General features: G+C 67.5%; 20 protein-coding genes. 13 read left to right on the top strand and 7 right to left on the bottom strand.

Going from position 1 to position 21110, the window contains the following annotated elements:
- The first annotated feature begins 8 nt into the window (after positions 1-8).
- Together PMI15_RS13345 and PMI15_RS13340 are read left to right on the top strand one after the other, a co-directional pair.
- Positions 9-881, top strand: a complete 873-nt coding sequence (locus PMI15_RS13345) for an FkbM family methyltransferase (RefSeq protein ID WP_007869607.1) — start codon at positions 9-11, stop codon at positions 879-881.
- Positions 882-3164 (top strand): glycosyltransferase family A protein, encoded by a 2283-nt coding sequence (locus PMI15_RS13340; RefSeq protein WP_007869605.1) that lies wholly within the window; start codon positions 882-884, stop codon positions 3162-3164.
- 22 nt (positions 3165-3186) lie between these two features.
- On the opposite strand, the gene PMI15_RS13335 is transcribed toward PMI15_RS13340, so the two are convergent.
- From PMI15_RS13335 to PMI15_RS25445, 3 genes are all read right to left on the bottom strand, one after another.
- Entirely contained in the window at positions 3187-4686 is a 1500-nt protein-coding gene (locus tag PMI15_RS13335; protein ID WP_007869603.1) for a protein kinase, read from the bottom strand.
- Positions 4687-4698: 12 nt separating this feature from the next.
- Positions 4699-5694: an FHA domain-containing protein gene (locus PMI15_RS13330; RefSeq protein ID WP_007869601.1), complete on the bottom strand. Its 996-nt coding sequence runs from the start codon at positions 5692-5694 to the stop codon at positions 4699-4701.
- A 441-nt stretch (positions 5695-6135) separates the two neighbouring features.
- Positions 6136-6267: a hypothetical protein gene (locus PMI15_RS25445; RefSeq protein WP_255348958.1), complete on the bottom strand. Its 132-nt coding sequence runs from the start codon at positions 6265-6267 to the stop codon at positions 6136-6138.
- On the opposite strand from PMI15_RS25445, the gene PMI15_RS13325 reads away from it, so the two are divergent.
- Genes PMI15_RS13325 through PMI15_RS13315 form a run of 3 tightly spaced genes read left to right on the top strand, consistent with a single transcriptional unit; the run spans position 6266 to position 9787 of the window.
- Positions 6266-6934, top strand: coding sequence for a hypothetical protein (locus PMI15_RS13325; protein ID WP_007869598.1), 669 nt, complete (start codon positions 6266-6268; stop codon positions 6932-6934). The two genes, PMI15_RS25445 and PMI15_RS13325, sit on opposite strands and share 2 nt — an antisense overlap.
- 10 nt (positions 6935-6944) lie before the next feature.
- Positions 6945-7595 carry a glycoside hydrolase family 25 protein gene (locus PMI15_RS13320; RefSeq protein ID WP_007869595.1) on the top strand — a complete coding sequence of 217 codons (651 nt, stop codon included), beginning with the start codon at positions 6945-6947 and terminating at the stop codon, positions 7593-7595.
- The gene (locus tag PMI15_RS13315; RefSeq protein ID WP_007869592.1) at positions 7592-9787 is read left to right on the top strand and encodes a beta-1,3-glucanase family protein; all 2196 of its coding nucleotides are present in this window, start codon (positions 7592-7594) and stop codon (positions 9785-9787) included. The genes PMI15_RS13320 and PMI15_RS13315 overlap by 4 nt, the downstream gene beginning before the upstream one ends.
- A 26-nt stretch (positions 9788-9813) precedes the next feature.
- Here the strand turns inward: PMI15_RS13315 and PMI15_RS13310 are convergent, their stop codons facing one another.
- A complete protein-coding gene (locus PMI15_RS13310; RefSeq protein ID WP_007869589.1) occupies positions 9814-11580 on the bottom strand; it encodes a hypothetical protein in 1767 nt (588 codons plus the stop codon).
- A gap of 420 nt (positions 11581-12000) precedes the next feature.
- Between PMI15_RS13310 and senA the strand changes: the two genes are divergently transcribed.
- A complete protein-coding gene (gene senA, locus PMI15_RS13305; protein ID WP_007869586.1) occupies positions 12001-13236 on the top strand; it encodes a selenoneine synthase SenA in 1236 nt (411 codons plus the stop codon).
- A 30-nt stretch (positions 13237-13266) separates the two neighbouring features.
- On the opposite strand, the gene PMI15_RS13300 is transcribed toward senA, so the two are convergent.
- Entirely contained in the window at positions 13267-14382 is a 1116-nt protein-coding gene (locus PMI15_RS13300) for a substrate-binding domain-containing protein (protein WP_007869585.1), read from the bottom strand.
- Between the two features lie 149 nt (positions 14383-14531).
- Here PMI15_RS13300 and PMI15_RS13295 point away from each other — a divergent pair, with 149 nt between their 5' ends.
- From PMI15_RS13295 to PMI15_RS13265, 7 genes are all read left to right on the top strand, one after another.
- A complete protein-coding gene (locus PMI15_RS13295) occupies positions 14532-15284 on the top strand; it encodes an ABC transporter permease (protein ID WP_007869583.1) in 753 nt (250 codons plus the stop codon).
- Positions 15281-15970 carry a phosphate ABC transporter ATP-binding protein gene (locus tag PMI15_RS13290; RefSeq protein WP_007869568.1) on the top strand — a complete coding sequence of 230 codons (690 nt, stop codon included), beginning with the start codon at positions 15281-15283 and terminating at the stop codon, positions 15968-15970. The genes PMI15_RS13295 and PMI15_RS13290 overlap by 4 nt, the downstream gene beginning before the upstream one ends.
- On the top strand, positions 15967-16794 hold the full coding sequence (locus PMI15_RS13285; protein ID WP_007869566.1) for an extracellular solute-binding protein: 828 nt from the start codon (positions 15967-15969) through the stop codon (positions 16792-16794). The genes PMI15_RS13290 and PMI15_RS13285 overlap by 4 nt, the downstream gene beginning before the upstream one ends.
- A gap of 137 nt (positions 16795-16931) precedes the next feature.
- Positions 16932-17702: a molybdate ABC transporter substrate-binding protein gene (locus PMI15_RS13280; protein ID WP_007869563.1), complete on the top strand. Its 771-nt coding sequence runs from the start codon at positions 16932-16934 to the stop codon at positions 17700-17702.
- 40 nt (positions 17703-17742) lie between these two features.
- A complete protein-coding gene (locus tag PMI15_RS13275; RefSeq protein ID WP_036838928.1) occupies positions 17743-18123 on the top strand; it encodes a DUF2946 family protein in 381 nt (126 codons plus the stop codon).
- 201 nt (positions 18124-18324) lie between these two features.
- Positions 18325-18873 carry a YcnI family protein gene (locus PMI15_RS13270; RefSeq protein ID WP_007869561.1) on the top strand — a complete coding sequence of 183 codons (549 nt, stop codon included), beginning with the start codon at positions 18325-18327 and terminating at the stop codon, positions 18871-18873.
- A 56-nt stretch (positions 18874-18929) separates the two neighbouring features.
- A complete protein-coding gene (locus tag PMI15_RS13265; RefSeq protein WP_007869557.1) occupies positions 18930-19433 on the top strand; it encodes a copper chaperone PCu(A)C in 504 nt (167 codons plus the stop codon).
- An 18-nt stretch (positions 19434-19451) separates the two neighbouring features.
- Here PMI15_RS13265 and PMI15_RS13260 read toward each other — a convergent pair whose 3' ends face one another.
- Together PMI15_RS13260 and crcB are read right to left on the bottom strand one after the other, a co-directional pair.
- Positions 19452-20615, bottom strand: coding sequence for a helix-turn-helix domain-containing protein (locus PMI15_RS13260; RefSeq protein WP_007869554.1), 1164 nt, complete (start codon positions 20613-20615; stop codon positions 19452-19454).
- Positions 20616-20699: 84 nt separating this feature from the next.
- Positions 20700-21086, bottom strand: a complete 387-nt coding sequence (gene crcB / locus PMI15_RS13255; RefSeq protein WP_007869549.1) for a fluoride efflux transporter CrcB — start codon at positions 21084-21086, stop codon at positions 20700-20702.
- Positions 21087-21110: the final 24 nt, after the last annotated feature.

The raw sequence follows: 21110 nt of genomic DNA, 5'->3' as shown, positions 1-21110 counted from the left end.
GACCGCCCATGCAACAAGCCAAGCTCCTCCAGGCCGGCCCGCCAGCCGGCGACGAGCTGCAGGAACTCAGCGTGTTCGTGCACCACCGCGCTTTCCGGGTTTGCGCCGGCCATGCGCGCAGGGACTTCTGGCGCCGCGTGGGCGAGGGCCTGTGGGAGCCGCAGACCTTCGAGGTGTTCCAGCGCTTCCTGCGGCCCGACCGGTCCTACATCGACATGGGCGCCTGGATAGGGCCCACGGTGCTGTACGGCGCCATGCTTTCGCGCCGTGCCCATGCCCTGGAGCCGGACCCGGTGGCTTTTGCCGAACTGGCGGCCAATGTCGAGGCGAATCCCGCGTTGCGGTCCAGAATCAGCCTCTACCCCTACGGCATCAGCCCTGAAAGCGGGCCGCTGCGGCTCTACGCGGGAGGGCTTTATTTCGGCGAGCAAAGCCGCTTCGGCGACAGCATGTCGGGCATGCTGGCCGCACCGGGCGCAGTCGGCCAACCCTGCCGCGAGGTCCATGGCCTGGACCTGGAGAGCTTCCTGGCGCTCAATGGGATAGACGACTGCAACTTCATCAAGATGGACATCGAGGGCGGCGAGTACACGCTGATCCCCGGCCTGTGGCGGCGCCTGCCGCAGATGGGCCTGCCCACGCTGTATGTTTCTTTTCATGCCCCCGAACCGGCGCGCCGCGAGGCGCTGATACGCGCCTGCGCGGAGGAACTGCTGCTGTGCTACCCACGCTTTTACCGTTCGGTGAACGCCCAGGCGGTGGCGCTGGAGCAGTTGCTGGACGCGGTGGGCGACTGGGGCGACGAAACCCCGGGCAGCCCCTGGCGCACGCTGGAGGCGCTGCTGGGCGCGGGCCTGCTGGCCAGCCGCGAGGAGTGGTAGATGCCGGCCCCGCAAGAGCGCCAGATCCTGATCGGCGTGTATGTGGCCGCGCATGACCATGCGCTGGCGGCCACGCTGGCCAGCCTGTTCGAGAACACGCCCATGCCCTTCGGCCTGCGGCTGCTGCCGGACCCGGCCGACGAGGCCGAGGCCGTCGCGCTGCAGGCGCGCTTTGAGGCCCTGCCGGGCCTGGAGCAACTGCGTGGGCCTGTGCATGAAGGCGCGGCCGCATGCTTTAACCGGCTGGTGGGGGTGCCGGCCGATATCTACGTGTTCCTGGAAAACGGCGCGCGGGTCACGCCGGGATGGCTGGAACTGTTGCTGGCCGCGCTGGACGCCGACCCCAGCCACGGCCTGGCCGGCCCTTCGACCAACCGCTGCTGGAACGAGCAGGCCGTGGCGCCGGCCTGCGGGGAGTCGCAGGACGCCTTGTGGAACCAGGCCGATGCGCTGGCGGCCAGGTTCGGCCATGCCTGCGTCACGCTGGAGCCGCTGCACAGCCTGTCCGATTTTTGTTATGTGGTGAGGAACGAAGTGGTGGCCGCCATAGGCGTGGCCGATACGGCCTATGCCCAGGGGCCGTGCTGGGAGATGGACTACAACATACGCGCCGCGCGGTCCGGCTTTCGCGGGGTCTGGGCCCAGGGCGCTTTTGTGCACCGGGCGCCGCCTTGCCCGCGGCGGTCCCGGCTGGAGGACAGCCTGCTGGACACCAGCAAGCGGCTGTACCAGGACCGCTTCTGCGCCTGGCGCGGCGAGGCCCAGCACCCGCCCGCACCTTACCACGCGCACTGCGCCGGCGAGCAGTGCCGCTACTTTGCCATGCCCGAGCGCATGCGCATCTTTGTGCCGCCGGCCGCGGCCCTGGCCCCGCCGCAACCGGTGCCGGACCCGGCACCGGTTGCCGGGGCGCCGCTGCTCAGCTGCATCATGCCCACGCGCGCCCGGCCCGCCTTCGTCGAACAATCGATACGCTACTTCCAGCGCCAGGACTACCCGGCGCTGGAACTCATCATCGTTTACGAGGAAGACAGCGACCTGCCCGCCGGCATCAGCGACGAACGCATACGCTGCGTGCGGGTGGCCCCCAGGACCAGCATAGGCGCCAAGCGCAACGAAGCGGTGCGCCTGGCCCGGGGCGAGCTGGTCGCGCACTGGGACGACGATGACTGGTACGGCGAGCAGCGCCTGAGCCGCCAGGCCGCGCCCATCCTGCACAACATCGCCGACATCACGGGGCTGAACGACATGCTGTTCATGGCCCGGGCGCAGGCCGAGTTCTGGGCGCCCAGCCGCGCGCTGTTTCGCCGCATGTTCGTGGAAAACGTCAGCGGCGGCTCCCTGCTGTTCCGGCGCAGCCTGTGGGAGACCCACGGCCGCTATCCCGCCACCTCGCTGCGCGAGGATGCCGATTTTCTGCTCAAGGTCCTGGCCGGCGGCGCGCGCCTGTGCCGCTTGCCGGGACGCGAGCTGCACATCTACGTGCGCCACGACAACAACACCTGGAAATTCAGGGAAGGCCACTACCTGCAGCAAACCGCCTGGGCGCGCGTGCCGCAGCCGCCTTGCCTGGAGCGCGACCGCGATTTTTATTTTCCGCCCGCCGCCACCGTGCCGGCGCCCATGGCGGCCGCGCGGCCGCTGGTGTCCTGCATCATGCCCACCGCCGACCGGCGCGACTTCGTGCCGCAGGCCATCCGCAACTTCCTGGCGCAGGATTACGGCCCGCGCGAGTTGATCGTGCTGGACGACGGACGCGACAGCGTGGCCGACCTGATCCCGTCGCACGAAGCCATTCACTACATGCGGCTGGAGCGCAAGCTGAGCCTGGGCGCCAAACGCAACGTCGCCTGCGAGATGGCCCGCGGCGAGCTGATCGCGCACTGGGACGACGACGACTGGATGGCACCGGGCTGGCTCAGCTCCCAGGTCAGGGCCTTGCTGGAGCAGGGCGCGGACATCTGCGGCCTGGACAAGGTGTTCTTCTACGCGCCCGAGGGGCGGCGCGCCTGGCAGTATGTGTACGACGGGCGCTCGCCCTGGGTCTGCGGCGGGACCCTGTGCTACCGCCGGGAATTCTGGCGCGGCGCGCCTTTTGCCGACATCAATGTGGGCGAAGACAACGCCTTCGTCTGGGCCCCGCGGCACAAGCGCATCGTGGTCAATCCCGACCAGCACCTCTACGTGGCCCGGGTGCACCCCCGCAACACCAGCCCCAAGGAGACCCTGAACCGGCGCTGGCGCAACTACCCGGTCGAGCAGGTCGAGCGGCTGATGCTCTGAGGCCGCGGGGGCCGGGCGGCCCTCACCCCTGGAGGTCGGCCATCAGCCGGAACACCCTTTCTTCCCCCGCATGCCGCGCGGCCGCCGTGCCCAGGTATTCCTCAAACTGCATATTGGCCGCCAGTTCGCGGCGGGCATGCTGGCTGGCCACAATGGCACCCGGCTCGGCCACGCTGTTCAGGTGCAGCGCGACGTTGGCGCCCTGGTTGCGGCTGGAGGCGTCGTGGCGCGAAGCCGGCCGCACGCTGTGGATGCCGCCCGATATTTCCAGGCGCACACCGTGCTGGACCTCCAGCAGGCGGCTTCTGCGCTGCACGCGCGTGCACAGGTCCATGGCGGCGACCGCCGCCTGCTGCAGGTTCTGCGCGCTGCTCGCGCCCTGTTCAAAATGAAACAGCATGCAGTCGCCCAGCACACCGGCGCTCTGGCCCTGGCCGCCTTGCACGGCGTTGGCGCACCAGCGCATCTGCTGCTCGCGCATCTCCTGCAGGTAGGGCAGGGCCAGCGAGGAATTTCGGGCCGGGTACAGGCGCAGGCCCACGCAGAGGATGCCCAGCGCATGCTCCGCGTCCGGGGGCTCGGCCGGAAGGATGTCCAGGCTGTCCAGCGTCAGCTGCCGGGCGCCGCCGTCTGCGGGGGCGCCCGGCGCCATCCAGGCCTGGCGCGCGCCGCGCAGCTGTGCCAGGCATTGCACGAGGTCGAGGTAGAGGCCCGCCGCATCGGACGCGCGCCGCCGCAGGTCTTTGTGCAGTGCCTGCCGCAGCAGCGGCGCCACCGGGTGTCCGGCCAGTTCCTCGGGCAGGGCGATGGATTCCGCGCTGAGCTGGCGCTGCAGCACCTCGCCCATGTCCGCGCCCTGCACGCAGGGCCTGGCGCTCAGGCACTCGAGGAAGATCAGGGCCCATGCATAGATGTCCGTCGCGGGTGTGCAAGGCTCTCCCCGCAGCTGCTCCGGCGCGCAGTAGGCGGGCGTGCCTTCGGCGCCGGTCACGAAGCGCGGCTCGCCCCGGTGGCTGGCCAGCCCGAAGTCCAGCAGCTTGAGGTGCAGGGCCGTCCCGGTGGAGACGACCATGAGGTTTTCGGGCTTGAGGTCGCGGTGCACCACCTGGTGCTGGTGCAAAAAGGTCAGGGCGTCCAGCAGCTGCGCCATCAGGGCCATGGTGTCCGGCAGGGGCAGGCCGCCGTTGCGCTGCAAAAAATCCCTCAGTGTTTCTCCCGGGATGAATTCAAGGACCGCGAAGATCAACCCGCCCTCCGCCAGGCCCTTGTCGATGAGCCGCACCACATGGGCATGCTGCAGCATGGCCAGCACGCGGGTCTCCTGGTGCAGGCGCTGCTGCACGCGGCGCCTCGCCGCGGGATTGTCCGCCGAGGCCGGATGGGGAATCTTGATGGCGACGAACTGGCCCGTGCTGCGCTGCCTGGCCTTGAACACCTGGCCTGATGCGCCTTGCCCCAGCAAACCCAGCGACTGGTAGCCCGGCACGCCCACGGGGAAGCCGCGTGAGGGCACCCGTGTCATGGAGGGACGGGATCAGGCCACGAGCGACTCTTCGGGGAAGCTCCGGTCGCCGGCCAGCGGATCGAAGTCGGCCTCCAGCGCGGCGCCGCGCGTGATGCGAAAGCGCAGGTTGCCGAAACGCAGCGAGCCGCGGCGGCGCTCTATCAGTTCGGGCACATGCGCGCCGGGTGGCATCGCGAGCGCCAGTTGCTTTCTCATGCGGAAGATCTGGATGTTCAGGTGGCCCGGGTCCAGGCCCAGCATCTTGGCCAGGCGATCGAGTTCGACCCAGCCCTGCGCGTGGGGAGCGAACTGGCGCTGCGCGTCGGCCAGCCGCAGGCGCGCCAGGATCAGCAGCGCGTAGTGGTGCGAGCGTTCACCGAGGTTGAGGTGAAGGCCGGCGTCATGCAGCTCCAGCCAGGCATGTTCCTCGTCCTGGCTCACCTTGAAGAAGAGCGCCGGCTGCGAGCGTCTCATCTGTGCCTTGTTTGCGGACATGCAGTCCATGGTGGAGACCACTTCGGCCGCCAGCAGAAAGCACCAGACCTTGCCGGCAAAGCGGACTTCGTCGCCGTCTTCCAGGACCCAGCTGCCCTCGGGGGTGGTGCACACCCACTGGCCTTTTTCGCTGTGATGGATGGACAGCTCGGCGGCCACCCCCTGCGGCAGCAGGTTGGATCGGCCCAGGGGGATGTAGGGATCGTCGTGGCCCAGCGGCCACAGCAGGTTGCGCGGCGGCGACAGGTCTTCCACCAGCCAGGCGGCCCCGCCTTCATGCCCGAAGCTGATGGTGGCGCCCACGCGCAGTTCCAGGCCCTTGGTGCTGGAGAGCCGGGTGCCGTCGAGCAGGGTGCCGTTGCGGCTGTGGTCGCGCAGTTCCCAGGCCTTGCCGGTCCAGCGCACCGAGGCGTGCAGCTGCGAGGCGTCCGGGTTTTCAAGCAGGGTGTCGGCGGAACGGCCCCGCCCGAAGACATGGTGCGTGCGCAGGTAAATCTTGCGCTGCGTGACGCGGTTTCTCAAAATAGCCACTTGCCTTCTCCCTCCTTGCCATCAAGCCTCATGGGAAGAGCCATCGCTCTGTGGCGCTGTGCATCCTGCCCGTGTTGAAAAACCGTATCGGTCGGCCGCAGTATCTGCGAGACGTTCGATCGTCGTCAAGCGCCGCGGCGCGTATTTACACAAGCGCGCCGTTTGGGCATTAATTGCCTTGATTTAAATCTCACAAGGCATGCGCGTTCATCGGGAAGCAGCCCTGGCCCGGATGCGCAATCCCTGCCGGGGCGGGCGCCTGCCATGCGCGCCCTGTGTCCACACAGCATGGCGTAAATCCCGGCGCAATTCAATCGGGTCTTGCGCCTGTACGCCACCGCATTGCCGTCTTGCGGCGGTTGCCGCCAGCAGCGCGCCTGCGCCTTTAAGTCAAAACGTTGCGTTGAAAAAAATGCGCGGACCCGTTTGAGTCTCAAAGTGTTAGCGCGTGCCGTGCGCCAACCCCGCCGCCTGTAATGCCTTGTAATCGCCAGCGCATGGATCCGTGCCGACAATTTGCTCATCGAGGTGGCGGCTGCCACTCACGGAAATTTCATTCACGGAGAAGTCCATGCCTTACCTCAGCAATGCTCAACGCAACCTGCTGGCGCCCGCCGGTGAAGACCATTCGCGCGATGGTGAAACCGTGCCGACCTCGGACCAGGCGCCCTTTATCTATACCGCCTGCTGGGGCTGGGCCCTGACCGGCGAGTACGAGAGCGCCGACAACGCCTACACCGCGCCCACCATCTACAACTCCGACGAGGGCGCTTTTGTGTTCGACAACGAGCGCGTGCCGACCGGCCTGAACGACGACTTCTTCAACACCACCGACATCATCTTTCCGCAGACGGTGCCCTTTCACCAGGTGCTGGCCGAAAACCTCCCAACCGCGCTGAACGGCGACGAGGCCGCGCAGGATGCCTGCCGCGTGGCGCTGATGACCATCACCGCGCAGCTCAACGGCCACACGGTGCTGGGCGCGGACGGGTCGGCCGTTTACACCATGGTCATGAAGTCCAGCAGCTGGTACGGCTGGGACCACTGGGGGCTTGGCGTGCAGGCCACGGACGGCGTGACCACCACCTTTCAGCAAAAGGTCAGCGGCAGCGTGGCCAGCCCGGAGCCCCTGCAATACAACTGCGGCGTGATGTGGGATGAACACCTGCCGCTGGAGACGGTGCTCAGGATAGACGGCCTGCTGCAGGCGCAGGTCAACATGCTCAACAACGTCGTCTGAGGGGCCGGGCATGTGGGTGCGCGGCATAGACGTGAGCCACTACCAGGGCGCAGTCCAATGGCCCCAGGTGGCCCGCAACGGCGTGGCTTTTTCTTTTGTCAAAGCCACCGAGGGGATGTACGTCGTCGATCCTTTTTTCAAGGACAACTGGGCGGGATGCGCGGCCGCCGGTTTGACACGCGGCGCCTACCACTTCGGGCGCCCGGGCAGCGACGCCTCCACCCAGGCCGAGCATTTTTTCGGGATGGTCAAGACGCTGGGGACGAATGATTTGCCGCCGGTGCTGGACATCGAGACCCTGGACCAGCGCCGCCCCACGTATGTCCTGCAATGGGTGCTGGACTTCACCGATACCGCCGACAAGCTGTTCGGCCGCCAGACCATGATTTACACCGACGGCGGGTTCTGGAAAAACCTCGCGCCCCTGCCGGGTTGCGACCCACTGGGCAAGCGCAGGCTGTGGCTGGCCGACTATGCGGCGCAGCCGTCCGTCCCGGCGCCCTGGCGGGACTGGGCTTGCTGGCAATACAGCAACGGCGCCGTCAATGGCGGAACACCCATCAACGGCGTGGCCGGCGACGTGGACCAGAACTGGTTCCAGCCGGCCGCCTTTCAGGCACTGACCACTCCCCCAACCTCTTCCGGCCAAGGACTCCCATGACAAACCACGTTACCCTCAGCATCGTCAACAACAGCCAGCAAAACGGCGGGGCATCGGGCCTGGCCGATGAGGCGATTTACCTGTTCCTCACGCAGGAAACCCTGAACCAGGCATGGAGCATGGACCCTGCCACCGGCGTCGCCACGCCCGTGGCCGAACCGGGGACGCTGGCGCCCCTGTTCACGCTGGCCGACCTGAAGAAGGCCGGCGGCGCCATCCAGCTGGATGCCGGCAAGCAGTTTCCTTCGGCGCGGCTTTACTTCAGCAACTCGCCGGATGCGGTGACCGCGCCGAACAACAAGATCAGCGGGCCCACCGCGGCCGCGGCGGATTTTTTCTATGACTTCGTGGAAGTCACGCTCAGCTGCACCGCGGCCAACGCGCCCAAGCATGCCCCCCCGGACAATCTCAACCTGGACATCACCCAGGTGGACCAGCTGGGCATTCCGTTCACGGTGCAGGTCACGCCCCACGACCCGAATTTTGGCGCCGGCTCGGGCATCGTGCCCACGCTGGACCGGCAGACCCTGGTGAGCAACTTCAAGGCCATGGCGGTGGGCCCGCTCGCGCCGTTCGCCGACTGCGTGTACCCCGAGGGCAGCGACGCGGGCACGCCTTACCGCCTACTCAATCCCAACGACCTGATCAACGGCCAGTTGCTGGCGACCAGCTTGCAGGGAACCCTTGCCGTCTCGGGCACCCCAGGCGCATGGCTGGCTACCTTCAGCATCACCGGCCCGGGCAACCCGGCCCCCACCAATGGCGGCCTGAGCGTGGGCATGCCGGTCAGCGGCCCCTTCATGCCGGCCGGCGCCACCGTGAGCAGCCTGCCGGGTACGCCCACGGGCAGCGCCGTGGTGATCGCCAGCGCGAGCAGCGCCGCCACCAACCCCTTCACCGCCAGCACCAGCCCGGTGGAGCTGTTCTTCATCACGCCGCCCACCACAGCGCTGGCGACCTGGTTCGACGCGGCCATCGACAATTTTTTTGCCTGGTACAAGAAGAACCCCGGCCTGCTGCAGGTCGAGCAGAACAACAACGGCAACCACATCTACACCGGCAACGTGGTGCAGGTGGGCGGCATCATCGACATCGACGGCAACAGCAACACCTACACCGTGCTGCAGTTCACCGGCGGCAACAGCGAGACCTACAACCTCTACTATCCCTTCTTCAGCACCAATTCCCCCGCCGGCAAGACCACGCCTTTCGGCGCGGCCGTGCCGCAGCCGCCCGCCTGGTGGACACCGACCAAGGGCCTGATGTATTACGCGCCGCCTTCGATGATGGTGTTCGGGGCCAGCGGCGTGTTTGCCGACAACACCCAGCAACCGCTCACCGCGCCCAACAGCAGTGCGGTGCTGGGCGCCATCGAGAACGTGATCGTCACTGCGCTGGGGCGCGGCTACGCGACCACCTGGAAGTTCCTGCAGGGCGGCATCAGCCCCGGCAACCCGGCCACCACCGCGACCGTCAGCCTGGGCGGGGGCGCCACCACGGCGGGCCTTGTGGACCAGATGGACATGGCCTCCTTCCAGATCGCCAATATCCCGATGACGGTGTCCCTGCCGGCCGGCGCGCCGGTGAGTCGTTTCAGCGTGAGCTCGCCGCTGGACATACTGCCCACCACGCCGGACCTGCTGACCTTTTCGCAGTTTTATCCCGCGGGCGGCACCTGGAGCGCCTTCGCCAATTTCCTGCACGACCCCGCCGTCACCCTAGGCGGGCGCGCCTATGCCTTGCCTTTTGACGACCAGGGCGGCTTCAGCTCGGACCTGAACGCGGCGACCTCGGTCGCCAGCCCGGCCAGCGTGCTGCTCACGCTGGGACCCTGGGCGCCCGGGACCGCCAGGCCGGCGGTCGTGGGCGGCGACGCGTTGCCGGTGCGGCTGGTCTGGCAGGCCAGCGAGGACTATTGCTTCACCTTCCTGCTGTACTACGACACCAGCGGCGTGTACACCACGATGCAGATCGCGATCCAGGGCGGCCAGTTCAGCGGCAGCGGCTATACCCCGCCGGTGGCGCTGCAAGGCACGGCGGAGACCATTGATATGACCCTGGTGGCCGTCGGCGCGCCCTACAACTGGGGGCTGTGGTGCAACATCCACGTGCCGGGCTTTGACTTCGAGGGCAATGCCTTCGAGTTCAGCACCCAGTACAACAACCCGCCGCCGTACACGGTCTGGGAATAAGAACCTCTTGAGCGCGTGAACAGGTTCTAAGCTTCCTTGTCGGCCTTGAGTTCGCCCTTGGCGGCATCGTAGACAAACAGCCGCTTGGCCAGCGCGGGCTGGTAGTTGAGCATGTCGATCAAGAAGCTCAGCGCGCCCAGGTTGTTGCCCAGCCTGTCGAAGATGCCGTCCGCGTGGGCCTTTTGTTCGTCGGCGCCGGGCTTGAGCATGCGCTCGACCAGTTCCCGCATGTGCGTCACCGCGAGCGCGGCCTGGTCCAGGTCCAGCACGGAGAGCACGCCCTGCATCTGCGCCAGCTGCCCCGGCACCACGGCCAGCAGCTGGGTGTCTTCGGGCGTGCGGAAAAACAGGTCCAGCGATTTTTCCAGCGCGGCCAGGGAGGTTTGCAGCTCGCCGACCACGCTTCCCATGGTTTGCTTGTCGTTGACGCGCTGGTAGAGCTGCTCCATCCACGACTCCAGGGGCTGCGCGGGGCCGCCGTCGCGCGCGCTCTGCAGCCGTTCGGCCAGGCGCGCCGTGCGCGCCCACAGCTGGGGGTCGTTGGGATCGAAGTCGTCGAACACCGCCTCCAGGAAGAGCACGGCGGTGGCGAATTCCAGCGCCAGTTCGGCTCTGGGCGGCTGGCCGGATGCGACCGTGCTTTCAATCACGCGACTCATGGCGCGCGCCAGCACTTCGCTGGGCGGGTGTAGCTTGACGAGCGAATCCGTCACCAGGGCGAACTGGTCGGTCAGCGTCTTGAATTTGCCGAGGTCGCCCGCGGTCGCCGCCGACCAGGTTTCCTTGGCCGAGGCGATGCGCTTGCGGGCCTGGGCGATCAGGGCCGGCGCGAAACGGCCGAACTGGACCGACTCATAGTCCACCGGCTTGAAGCGTTTGAGGCCGTAGGCCGAGCGCACCGCCGACAGCACCGGCGAGTCGCTGGAGCGCTGGACTTTCGCCTGGGAACACAGGAAGAGCAGGTCTTCGGCGAGCCGGGCCGAGGCCTCCGCGCCCTTGGCCAGCCACACGTATTGCAGCAGCACGCGCAGGGTCGCCCGCTTCACGTAGAGGTCGACGTTCAACAGGCCCTGCGCCAGCGCCTCGAAAAAGCCGGCGGCTATTTTCCAGAAGGTCCTGGACTCAATGGCGGTTTGCGTGAACGCAAAACCCAGGCAGGTGTCGCTGAGGCTGCGCGCGGCCTCGGGATCGCCGGTGCGTATCAGGGTCAGCATCAGGCGGTCCAGCAGTTGCCGGGTTTCATCGCCGTATTCGCAGGCAGGGACGGTGATGTCCAGCACCGGCTCTATCCAGCGCCACTCGAAGACCCAGAGGTCCGCGGGGTGGACGCGGTCGGCGCCGACCAGGCCCTGGATGTCGCGGTACTGGGGGAAGAGCGAGACCGCCGAAGCCGGTTTTCCCGCCAGCACGTCTTCGAGGTAGTGGACGATGGAAAAACCCGCCAGTTCGATCTTGCCCACGGCATCCTGGTTGCACTGCACCGGCGACTGTATGAATTTCTGCACCGCGGTTTCCATGGCCCGCAGCACCAGCGCCGGGGCGCTCATGCCCACCATCTCCAGCGCGCCCACGGCCTGGTGCAGCTGCTGGCGGGCGATGCGCAACTGGCCCGCGTCCAGCGCGCCGATGTCGGAGTCACGCCCGGCCTCGGTCTCGCGCATGAAACGTTTGAGCGCCTTGGTTGAGCCTTCCAGCGATTTACGCAATTCCTCCAGCACCCAGGCCAGGGGCCCGAGATCCAGCAGGGTCAGGTCGAGTTCGGCGGGCTGTGAGTTGAGGTCGTGTAATTGCATGTGGGGTCGGGCCGGTAAGGGATCGTTTTTTTTTGAGCTCGCGGTGAGTCCGGGGCAAACGCTGTGCCCCAGGGTGCCTCCTCCAATTGAAGGAGAACTGGCCGCAGTCTATCCGCGTCTTTGCCGAATCAAAAGTGGAAAATACGCATGCGCCGTGCGGGCCGACCGGCGGTTGCGCGGGCGCGATGGACAGCCGCCGGCTGAGGGAAAACACCTGATGCACGCTATTGACTTATAGCCAGCCGGCCGGCCCCGTCTCTGCTATTCTGGCCTCAACGCGTGCGCGGCTGTGATGGCGCCTTGGTGGCGTCCAGCGCGGCCGGGCATGCGAGGACGGCAGCCTTGGCTTCAGACGCTATACCTAATTCATTACCCTCCTCATCGCCTGCCGCGGCAGGCGTCCTGGCGGACTCTTCCGCGATGCGCGGCGCGGGCCGTGACCCCTTGTCGCTGGCACTGATGGATGCGCGCAACAACACCCTGCATTTGTTCGCGCAATACCAGCAGGCGCTGGAGGCCGAAAATTTCGCCGTGCCTTGCCTGCCCAACGTCAACCCGCCGCTGTGGGAGCTCGGCCATGTGGGCTGGTTCCAGGAGTGGTGGATAGCCCGCAACACGCAGCGCTCCCTGGGCACGCGCTGCGAGCCCGCGCGCAGCCGGCTCGCCTCCATAGAACCGAACGCCGATCGCTGGTGGAATGCGCAGCTTGTGCCGCACAGCGCGCGCTGGACGCTGGACCTGCCGGGCATGGCGCACTGCCGCGCCTATTTGCTGGACACCCTGGAAAGCACGCTGGACCTGCTGGAGAAAACCGCCCCCGCCGGCAGCGACGACGCGCTGTACTTCTACCGGCTCAGCCTGTTCTTCGAGGACATGCGCGGCGAGGCCCTGGTGCGCAGCGCGCAGACCCTGGGCCTGGCGCTGGACAAAACCCTGGCGGAGGCTTTCACGCCGGCGCCCATGGCGCTGCGCGAGCCCCTGCTGGTTCCGGCCACGGTGTGGCGGATGGGCAGCGATGGCGGCGTGGGTGGCGCGGGTTTTGCCTTTGACAATGAGCAGGCGGCCCATGCGGTCAGCGTGCCGGAGTTCGAGATCGACGCCCAGCCCGTGAGCTGGGCGCAGTATGTGGAATTCGTCGGCGACGGCGGCTACGACCGCGAGGAACTCTGGCAGCCGGACGGCTGGCGCTGGCTGCAGGGCCAGGCCGCGGGCGAAGGCCGGCGCGGCCCGCGTTATGTGGACCAGATCGGCATCTCCAGCGGCGCGGTGATACAGAACCGCTTCGGCGTGCCGCGCCGCATGCAAGGCAACCAGCCCGCCATGCACATGAGCTGGTGGGAGGCCGACGCCTGGTGCCGTTGGGCCGGGCGCCGGCTGCCGGCCGAAGTGGAGTGGGAACTGGCCGCGCACACGGCGGCGCGGCGCGGTTTTAAATGGGGCGACGTGTGGGAGTGGGTGGGCAGCAGCTTCAGGCCCTATCCGGGTTTTGCGTCCGGCCCCTGGCAGGCTTATTCGCAGCCGCGATTCGGCACGCACAAGGTGCTGCGCGGCGCTTCTTTCGCGACGCGTGCGCGCATGAAAAATCCCAGGCACCGCGGCTTTGCCCTGCCGGGCCGCGATGACGTGTTCTGCGGCTTTCGTTCCTGCGCGCACTGAAAAGAGTTTGCTGCCCAGCTCCCAGGGCTCCTAAGCCTTGGCCTTGCCGGGCTTTTCCTTGCGGTAGGTCCACCAGGGCAGGGTGGCGCGCAGCGACAGCACCTTGCCGCTCTGGGCCAGCCTGCCGCTGTAGCCGGGCAGTTGCTCCAGGGTGACCTGCCAGTCGCGGCTTTGCAGTTCCTGGAGCAGTGCCTGCACCTGCGGCGTGGGCAGCTCGGACTTCAGGCAGACCAGGTGGTAGCGCTCCTGCGCCAGCGGCACAAAGCCCAGGCCTTTTTCCCGCGCCGCCGCTTCAATGCCCAGGCCCGCGTCGGCCGCGTCGCTGGCGACGGCCTGGGCCACGGCGGTGTGCGAAGGCTCCTGGCTTTGGTAACCCTGGATTGCGGATGAAGCCACGCCGGCCTTGGCCAGCAACTCATCGAGCAGCACGCGCGTGCCTGTGCCCTCGGCGCGGTTCATATAGCGCAGGCCGGGCCGTGACAGGTCGGCGATGCCGGTGATGCGCAGCGGATTGTTCCTGGCCACCATCAGGCCTTGTGTGCGATGGGCGAAGCCGATCAGCTTGTGCAGTCCGGGCTTGAGCAGGTTGCGGTAGCTGCGCGCGGTGACGGACTGGCCGCCCGGCTGATCCAGCGTGTGGAAACCCGCCATCATGCAGCGCCCCGCGTTCAGCGCCGCGATCGCGTCCACGCTGCCCATGAAGCGGATGTCCAGGTGCAGGCCGCGCGCGCCGGCCTGTTCGCGCAGCGCCGACAGCGCCGCGTCGTGGCTGGCGTACAGCGTGAGCACATGGGCCTCGTCGTCGAAGGCGGTGGAGAACGCGCGCTCGATGTCGCTGGTCAGGGCTTCGATCTGCGGCGCCAGCCGGGCCTGCGCCTGGCGCTCGGCCCACAGCAGCTTTTCGCCGAATTCGGTGAGCCGCGCGCGCTGGCCCTTGTCCCAGACGATGAGCTCGCGCCCCAGCGTCTGCTCCCAGTCCTTGAGCGCACCCCAGACGTGGCGGTAGGACAGATCCAGCGCCTTGGAGGCCTTGGAGATGGAGCCCTGCTCGCGCACCGCATGGAGCAGGTCCATCAGCGGGTTGCGTATCAGCGCGTTTTTGCCGCGCTGCGGCGTGAGCAGGTAGGAGAGTTCGACTTTGTGCATGGTGGGGAAGGGTGGCTTCGATTATGAGTGCTGGGGCCCGCGGGGCAGGGCGGCCAGGCCCCGCAACCTATGCAAATGCATTCATAGCGATGATTCCTGATGTGATTCAAGGACTTAGCCCCTAGGCTAGAGTGCTCCCCAAGCCTTCAATGAACACCTTCTCCGACAGCGCCGCCACGGCCTTCTCCCTCATCACCTCGCTTGATCCCGTGCTGGCCGGCATCGTCGCCCGCTCGCTGGCCGTGAGCGCCTCGGCCTGCGTGATCGCCTGCAGCGGCGGCCTGCTGCTGGGCGCCTGGCTGGGCGTGTCGCGCTTTCGCGGCCGCGGCGCGGTGCTGGCCGTGCTCAATACCGCGCTGGCCCTGCCCTCGGTGGTGGTCGGGTTGGTGGTCTACCTGCTGCTGTCGCGCACCGGGCCGCTGGGTTTCCTGGGCTGGCTGTTTTCCTTCAAGGCCATGGTGCTGGCGCAGGCCGTGCTGGTGCTGCCTGTGGTCACCGCGCTGGTGCGCCAGGCGATAGAGGATGCCGACCGCAGCCACGGCGAGCAGTTCCAGTCGCTGGGCGCGGGCCGCTTCGTGCGCGGCCTGATCCTGCTGTGGGACGAGCGTTATGCCCTGCTCACGGTGCTGATCGCCGCGTTCGGCCGCGCCGTCTCGGAAGTCGGCGCGGTGATGGTGGTGGGCGGCAACATCGACGGCTTCACGCGCGTGATGACCACCGCGATTGCGCTCGAAACCAGCAAGGGCGATTTACCGCTGGCGCTGGCCCTGGGCATGGTGCTGCTGGGCGTGGTGCTGCTGCTTAACATCCTGATCGCGGGCCTGCGGCGCTGGCGCGAACAGCTCGACGACCGCCTGCCCGACCCGGCCGCCGGCCTGGCCGCGCGGGGAGGGACGCCATGACCGATCTCTTCAAGCTGCAAGCCGTGGATGTGCGCTACGGCCGCGTGCAGGCGCTCAGCGGCTGCACGCTGCGCATCCAGGCCGGCGAAAGGCTGGCGCTGGTGGGCTCCAACGGCAGCGGTAAAAGCACCTTGCTGCGAACCTTGAACGGCCTGGTCCGTCCAGCGTCGGGCAGCCTGCAACACGACACGCGGGCCCGCCAGGCCATGCTGTTCCAGCGGCCTTACATGTTGCGCGCCAGCGTGCTGCGCAACGTGGCGCTGGGCCTGTGGCTGGCCGGTGTTCCCTGGCGCGAAGCCAAGGCGCAGGCGCTGGCGGCGCTGGAACGCGTGGGCCTGGGACATTTGGCCACGCGCAACGCCAAGGCCCTGTCGGGCGGCCAGCAACAGCGTGTGGCGCTGGCGCGGGCCTGGGCGCTCAAGCCGCAGGTGCTGCTGCTCGACGAGCCCACGGCCAGCCTGGACCCGGCGGCCAAGCGCGAGGTCGAGCGCCTGATGGCCGAGTTCGCCGATGCCGGCATGACGCTGATCTTCAGCAGCCACAACCTGGGCCAGGTCAAGCGCCTGGCGCAGCGCGTGATCTACCTGGAGCAGGGCTGGCTGATGGCCGACCTGCCCACGGCGGCATTTTTTGACGGACTGGTTCCCGCCGCGGCGGAAGCATTTTTAAAAGGAGAACTTGCATGATCAACTTGAAGACCCTCAGGGCGCTGCTTGTGGCCCCGCTCGCCTTGTCGGCCGCGCTGGCCATGGCGCAGACCGGCACCATCGTGATGGCGTCCACCACCTCGACCGAGCAGTCGGGCCTGTTTTCGCACCTGCTGCCCGAATTCAAGAAGGCCACCGGCATAGACATCAAGGTGGTGGCCGTCGGCACCGGCCAGGCCATAGACATGGGCCGTCGCGGCGACGCCGACGTGCTGTTCGTGCACGACCAGGTGGCCGAAGAGAAGGTCGTGGCCGAAGGCTTCGCCGTCAAGCGTTTTCCGGTTATGTACAACGACTTCGTGCTGGTTGGCCCCGCGGCCGACCCGGCCAAGGCCAAGGGAAAGGATATTGTCGATGCGCTGAAAAAACTCAGCGCGGCGAACGCCAACTTCGTCTCGCGCGGCGACAAGAGCGGTACCCATGCCGCCGAGTTGCGCTACTGGAAAAACGCCGGCATAGACACGCCCGGCGACAAACCGGCCTTTGCCAACTACAAGGCCTGCGGCTGCGGTATGGGCCCGGCGCTCAACATCGCGGCCAGCAGCGGCGGCTATGTGCTGGCCGACCGCGGCACCTGGCTGTCCTTCAAGAACCGCGGCGACCTGGCCGTGCTGGTCGAAGGCGACACGCGGCTGTTCAACCAGTACGGCGTGATGGTGGTCAACCCCGCCAAACACCCGCAGGTCAAGGCGGCCGAAGCGCAGAAGTTTGTCGACTGGGTGATTGCGCCTGCGGGGCAGGCGGTGATCGCCGGCTACAAGATAGGCGGCGAACAGCTGTTCTTCCCGAACGCAACGAAATGAGTTCCCCTCTGCCCAGGCTCACTGCATGTCGCCTGTCCTCCCCTCGAGGGGGCGGCGCCTGCGGCATGGCAAAGCCAGTCCCGCGGCCCCTGCTGGCATGGACTGCTGCGGCGCTTGTTTTCTCAGGAGGTCTGAATATGGCGTACGGACAGACGTCCGCGGCAGCTCCCGCGGGCCAGGCGCCGCTGCGCATCTACGCGGCCGGCAGCCTGCGCGAACCCCTCACTGAAATTGCCGGTATGTACGAGGCCGGCACGGGCGCAAAAACAGCGTTGACCTTTGGCGCATCCGGACTGCTGCGCGAGCGCATCGAAAAAGGCGAGCCCGCGCAGGTGTTCGCCTCCGCCGACACCCAGCATCCCGAAACGCTGGCCGCGTCGGGCGGCAACTGGCAGCGGCCCACACTCTTCGTGCGCAACAGCCTGTGCGCGCTGGCGCTGCCCTCGGCCGGCATCACGCCGGCCAACCTGCTGGAAAAAATGTTGACCCCGGCGATCAAGCTGGCCACCTCCACGCCCAAGGCCGACCCTTCGGGCGACTACGCCTGGGCGCTGTTCCGCAAGGCGGAGGCCGTGCAGCCCGGCGCCTACGCCGCGCTGGACGCGAAGGCGCTCAAACTCACCGGTTCAGCCGACGCCGCCAAACCGCCGGAAGGGCGCGGCACCTACGCCTGGCACATGGACGAAGGCCGCGCCGACGTTTTCCTGACTTATTGCACCAATGCCCTGTCGGCGCGCAAGGAAGTGCCGCGGCTCGAGGTGGTGCAGATTCCGCCGGCCCTGGAGGTGGGCGCGGCTTACGGTCTCACGGCGCGCAGTGGTGACCCGGCGGCCACGCGGTTTGCGCGGTACCTGCTTACGCCGCCAGCGCAGGCGGTTTTCAGCCGTTTTGGTTTCGGCGCGCCCTGAAGACTGATGGGCGGATGGGCCGTGTACCTATAATTGTCCCGTGCCCCACCACCTCGCCTCCCGCCTGACCCCGCCCGTATGGGAACGCCTTGCCGCCTGGCTGGCATTCCTGGCCGTGCTGTCGGCGCTGTGGGCGCCGGTGTCCATGCTGGCGCAGGATGTCAAAACCGGCAAGCTGGGTGGCATTTGCAGTGTCAACACGGTTTCTTCCAACGCCGGCGGTGATGCTGTCGGCGGCGATGCGGGGTCCACCGGCCTGCGCTGTGACCTGTGCGCTTCACCAGGCCTGGTGCTGCCGCCTTTGCCAGTCGCCGCTTCTCCTTGTTTCACCGGCACCGCTGTTGCCGTGGCGGATGTCCCGGCAAACGCCGGCGCCGCCGTCCCCGGGCTGCCCTTCAGCCGCGGGCCTCCCTCCGTTTGATGTGAACCGCCTCGCCTGAGGCATTCCCGCGCGCGGGCCTGGCGGCCTGCACGTCCGTTCATTTCAACGTGTGAGTTTTCACGAAACTTTCCCGCGCACCGTGTGCGCTCGCCCGGCGCATGGCTGAACTGAACTTCAGGCTGTGATCCGCGCTTTCCTTTTTATCAAGTCACTCAGTTATCAAGTTACCAAGGTTGAACCATGAAACATATCGCCCTTCAAACCATCGCCGCCAGCATGCTGCTTTTGGCCGTCTCCCTGCCGGCCGCCGCGCACGTCACGCTGGAGTACCAGGTGGCCAACGCGGGCAGCTATTACAAGGGGACCTTCAAGGTCGGCCACGGCTGCGGCAACTCGCCCGTCAAGCAGATCGTGGTCACAATTCCCGCGGGCGTGCAGGGTGCCAAACCCATGCCCAAGGCCGGCTGGGCGCTGGAAGTCACGCGCGAGAAACTGGCCCAGCCGCGGCAGGACCACGGAAAAGCCATCACCGAAGAGGTGTCCCGCATCAGCTGGACGGCCAAAACCCCGGCAGACTATTTGCAGAATGACTGGTATGACGAGTTCGTGTTGCAGGCCAAGCTGCCGGCCAAGGCCGGCATGCTGTACTGGCCCGTCATGCAGGTGTGTGAAGACGGCAAGGTGGATTGGAACGAAGTGCCCAAGCCGGGCCAGGCACTCTCCGACCTCAAGAACCCCGCTGCCGCACTGGAGCTGATGCCCGCGGGCGGCGGCGAACACAATCACTGAACGGCACCGGCGGCCCTTCGTTTTAAAGTCAACCCATTGTTTCAAGGAGCATTTGCATGACATCCGAAAAATTTCCGACGTTCTCGAGGCTTTCACAAGCCGCGCTGCTGTTGTCGTTCGCGCTGGGAGGCTCGGCCGCCCTGGCGCAGGGCGCCGCCGTCAAGATTGACGGCGCCTGGGCGCGCGCCACCGTGCAGGGGCAAAAGGGCACAGGGGCCTTTATGAGCCTCACGGCCAGTGAGGCTACCCGGCTGGTGGGCGTGTCCTCACCGGTTGCGGGCGTGGCCGAAGTGCATGAAATGAAGATGGACGGCGACGTCATGAAAATGCGCGCGCTGCCTTCGCTGGAGCTGCCCGCCGGCAAAAAAGTGGAGTTCAAGCCCGGCGGTTACCACGTGATGCTGATGGACCTGAAAGCACCGCTGGCCAAGGACAGCACGGTTCCCCTGACCCTGCTGTTCAAAGACGCCAAGGGCGTGGAAAGCAAGCTGGAGCTGAAACTGCCGGTGGCCACGGCAGCGCCGGGTGCGGCCGGCACCGCGGTGGAGCACAAGCACTAGGGCAGGGCCCTTGCCGACTTAGCCGCGTTTGCCCGGGCCCAGCCGCCGGTACACGGTGGCGCGGCTCACGCCCAGCGCCCTGGCGGCCTGCAGCACATTGCCGCGCGCGTCGCTGACGGCCTTGCGGATCAACGCGGTTTCAAGTTCCTTGAGCGGCCGGCCCGCGTCGCCTGAAGGCGGCAGCTGCAGCGCGGCGGGCGGGGCATCGCGGCCGGCCGGCAGCGGCAGCGCGTGCAGGCGCAGGCCCGACCACAGTGGCGCCTCCAGCACGCCGCCCTGCGCGTTGCCGCGGCGCTGCGCCGCGTCAAACAGCATTTCAAAAGGCATGGCGAACAGCTCGCTGCAGTGCGGCATGCCGCCGGCCGCGGCGTCCAGGCGCGAGAGCATTTGCCGGGCCGCCGGGTTGGCGCCGGTGACGCAGCCGTCGGCGTCCACGCAGAGCAGGCCGTCGCTGTCATCGCCCAGCACCCGGCCCGGCCAGTTGAGCCGGACCAGCAGGGCATGGGGCCGGCCCAGCGTGAGCGCGTTTTCAATGCTGCGCGCGCACTGGGTGACCAGGTGCTTGAGTTCGGGCCGCTCGGCCGCTTCTATGCCCGTCAGGTCCAGCATGCCGGCGCAGTGCCCGTCGGGGCCGAACAGCGGCGCGCCGGCGCAGCTGTAGACCGAGGTTGCGTCGAAAAAATGCTCACCCCGGTGCAGCCAGACCGGCTGCAACTCGCCCAGCGCCGCGCCTATGGCGGTGGTGCCGACCCGGGCTTCCGAGAGGTCGGTGCCTATGCGCGTGATCACGTCGGCGCGGCTGTCGCTGCGGTCTATGCGGCCGTTGACGTCGACCACCACGCCGGCCTGGTTGGTCAGGATGGCGAAGTAGCGGGTGTCGGCGATCGCCCGGCCCAGCCGCTCAAGCGTGGGTTTGGCGGCCTGGACCAGCTGCTGGTTGGCTTCCTGGTGGCGCCGCATCTCGGCGGCCGGCACGGCATCGAAGGAAGGGGCTTGTTCGGGGTGCTGGCCGCTGGCCAGGCAGCGCCGCCAGGAGCGCTCTATCCAGCCTTCCAGGGCCGGCACGGCGTCGGCGGGCCGGGCTTCGCCGTACAGGACGGCCTGGCGCGCGCGGCCTATGCGCGCCAGCCTGTCCTGGCCGCCCGCGGCCTGGGCGGGATGAAAGGGGGTTATCGATGCCATGGCCCATTGTGGCCAATTTCGCCGGTTTGCGCAGGGGGCGTTTTTGCCCGGGCGCGCCGCCGCGGCAAACGCCCTGGGAGGGTATCAGCGCGCGTTGGCGGCGATCAGCAGCATGGCGGACTTCAGACCCGCCACCGTCATCAGCAGCGAGCCCAGCACATGCACGGTGGCCGTGAGCGCCGCCAGGCCGTAGCGCGCGTCCATCAGGAAGATCACCACCTCGGCTGAAAACGAGGAAAAAGTGGTCAGCCCTCCCAGGAAGCCGGTCACCAGCGCCAGGCGCCAGACCGGGTCCAGCTGGGGCATGGCCTGGAACACCGCGATGCAGATGCCTATCAGGTAGCCGCCTATCAGGTTGGCCGCCAGCGTTCCCCAGGGGATGATGCCCCCCGGCGTGAGCCACAGGCTCAGGCCCCAGCGGGCCAGCGCGCCCAGCGAGGCGCCCAGGGAGATGGCAAGGACAGTGAGCATGGCGTGTGTCGGAGGTAAAGGGGA

The sequence above is a fragment of the Polaromonas sp. CF318 genome, assembly GCF_000282655.1.
Classification (GTDB): Bacteria; Pseudomonadota; Gammaproteobacteria; order Burkholderiales; family Burkholderiaceae_C; genus Polaromonas.
This window is presented reverse-complemented; position numbering and strand designations above follow the sequence as displayed.

Bases quoted from the DNA above. Each gene is read 5' to 3' on its own strand.
- PMI15_RS13265 (WP_007869557.1), top strand. From the start codon at position 18,930: ATGACATCCGAAAAATTTCCGACGTTCTCGAGGCTTTCACAAGCCGCG.
- PMI15_RS13310 (WP_007869589.1), bottom strand. From the start codon at position 11,580: ATGCAATTACACGACCTCAACTCACAGCCCGCCGAACTCGACCTGACC.
- crcB (WP_007869549.1), bottom strand. From the start codon at position 21,086: ATGCTCACTGTCCTTGCCATCTCCCTGGGCGCCTCGCTGGGCGCGCTG.
- PMI15_RS13335 (WP_007869603.1), bottom strand. From the start codon at position 4,686: ATGACACGGGTGCCCTCACGCGGCTTCCCCGTGGGCGTGCCGGGCTAC.
- PMI15_RS13290 (WP_007869568.1), top strand. From the start codon at position 15,281: ATGACCGATCTCTTCAAGCTGCAAGCCGTGGATGTGCGCTACGGCCGC.
- PMI15_RS13300 (WP_007869585.1), bottom strand. From the start codon at position 14,382: ATGCACAAAGTCGAACTCTCCTACCTGCTCACGCCGCAGCGCGGCAAA.
- PMI15_RS13270 (WP_007869561.1), top strand. From the start codon at position 18,325: ATGAAACATATCGCCCTTCAAACCATCGCCGCCAGCATGCTGCTTTTG.
- PMI15_RS13285 (WP_007869566.1), top strand. From the start codon at position 15,967: ATGATCAACTTGAAGACCCTCAGGGCGCTGCTTGTGGCCCCGCTCGCC.
- PMI15_RS13325 (WP_007869598.1), top strand. From the start codon at position 6,266: ATGCCTTACCTCAGCAATGCTCAACGCAACCTGCTGGCGCCCGCCGGT.
- PMI15_RS13315 (WP_007869592.1), top strand. From the start codon at position 7,592: ATGACAAACCACGTTACCCTCAGCATCGTCAACAACAGCCAGCAAAAC.
- PMI15_RS13345 (WP_007869607.1), top strand. From the start codon at position 9: ATGCAACAAGCCAAGCTCCTCCAGGCCGGCCCGCCAGCCGGCGACGAG.
- PMI15_RS13260 (WP_007869554.1), bottom strand. From the start codon at position 20,615: ATGGCATCGATAACCCCCTTTCATCCCGCCCAGGCCGCGGGCGGCCAG.
- PMI15_RS13295 (WP_007869583.1), top strand. From the start codon at position 14,532: ATGAACACCTTCTCCGACAGCGCCGCCACGGCCTTCTCCCTCATCACC.
- PMI15_RS13320 (WP_007869595.1), top strand. From the start codon at position 6,945: ATGTGGGTGCGCGGCATAGACGTGAGCCACTACCAGGGCGCAGTCCAA.
- PMI15_RS25445 (WP_255348958.1), bottom strand. From the start codon at position 6,267: ATGGACTTCTCCGTGAATGAAATTTCCGTGAGTGGCAGCCGCCACCTC.
- senA (WP_007869586.1), top strand. From the start codon at position 12,001: ATGCGCGGCGCGGGCCGTGACCCCTTGTCGCTGGCACTGATGGATGCG.
- PMI15_RS13340 (WP_007869605.1), top strand. From the start codon at position 882: ATGCCGGCCCCGCAAGAGCGCCAGATCCTGATCGGCGTGTATGTGGCC.
- PMI15_RS13280 (WP_007869563.1), top strand. From the start codon at position 16,932: ATGGCGTACGGACAGACGTCCGCGGCAGCTCCCGCGGGCCAGGCGCCG.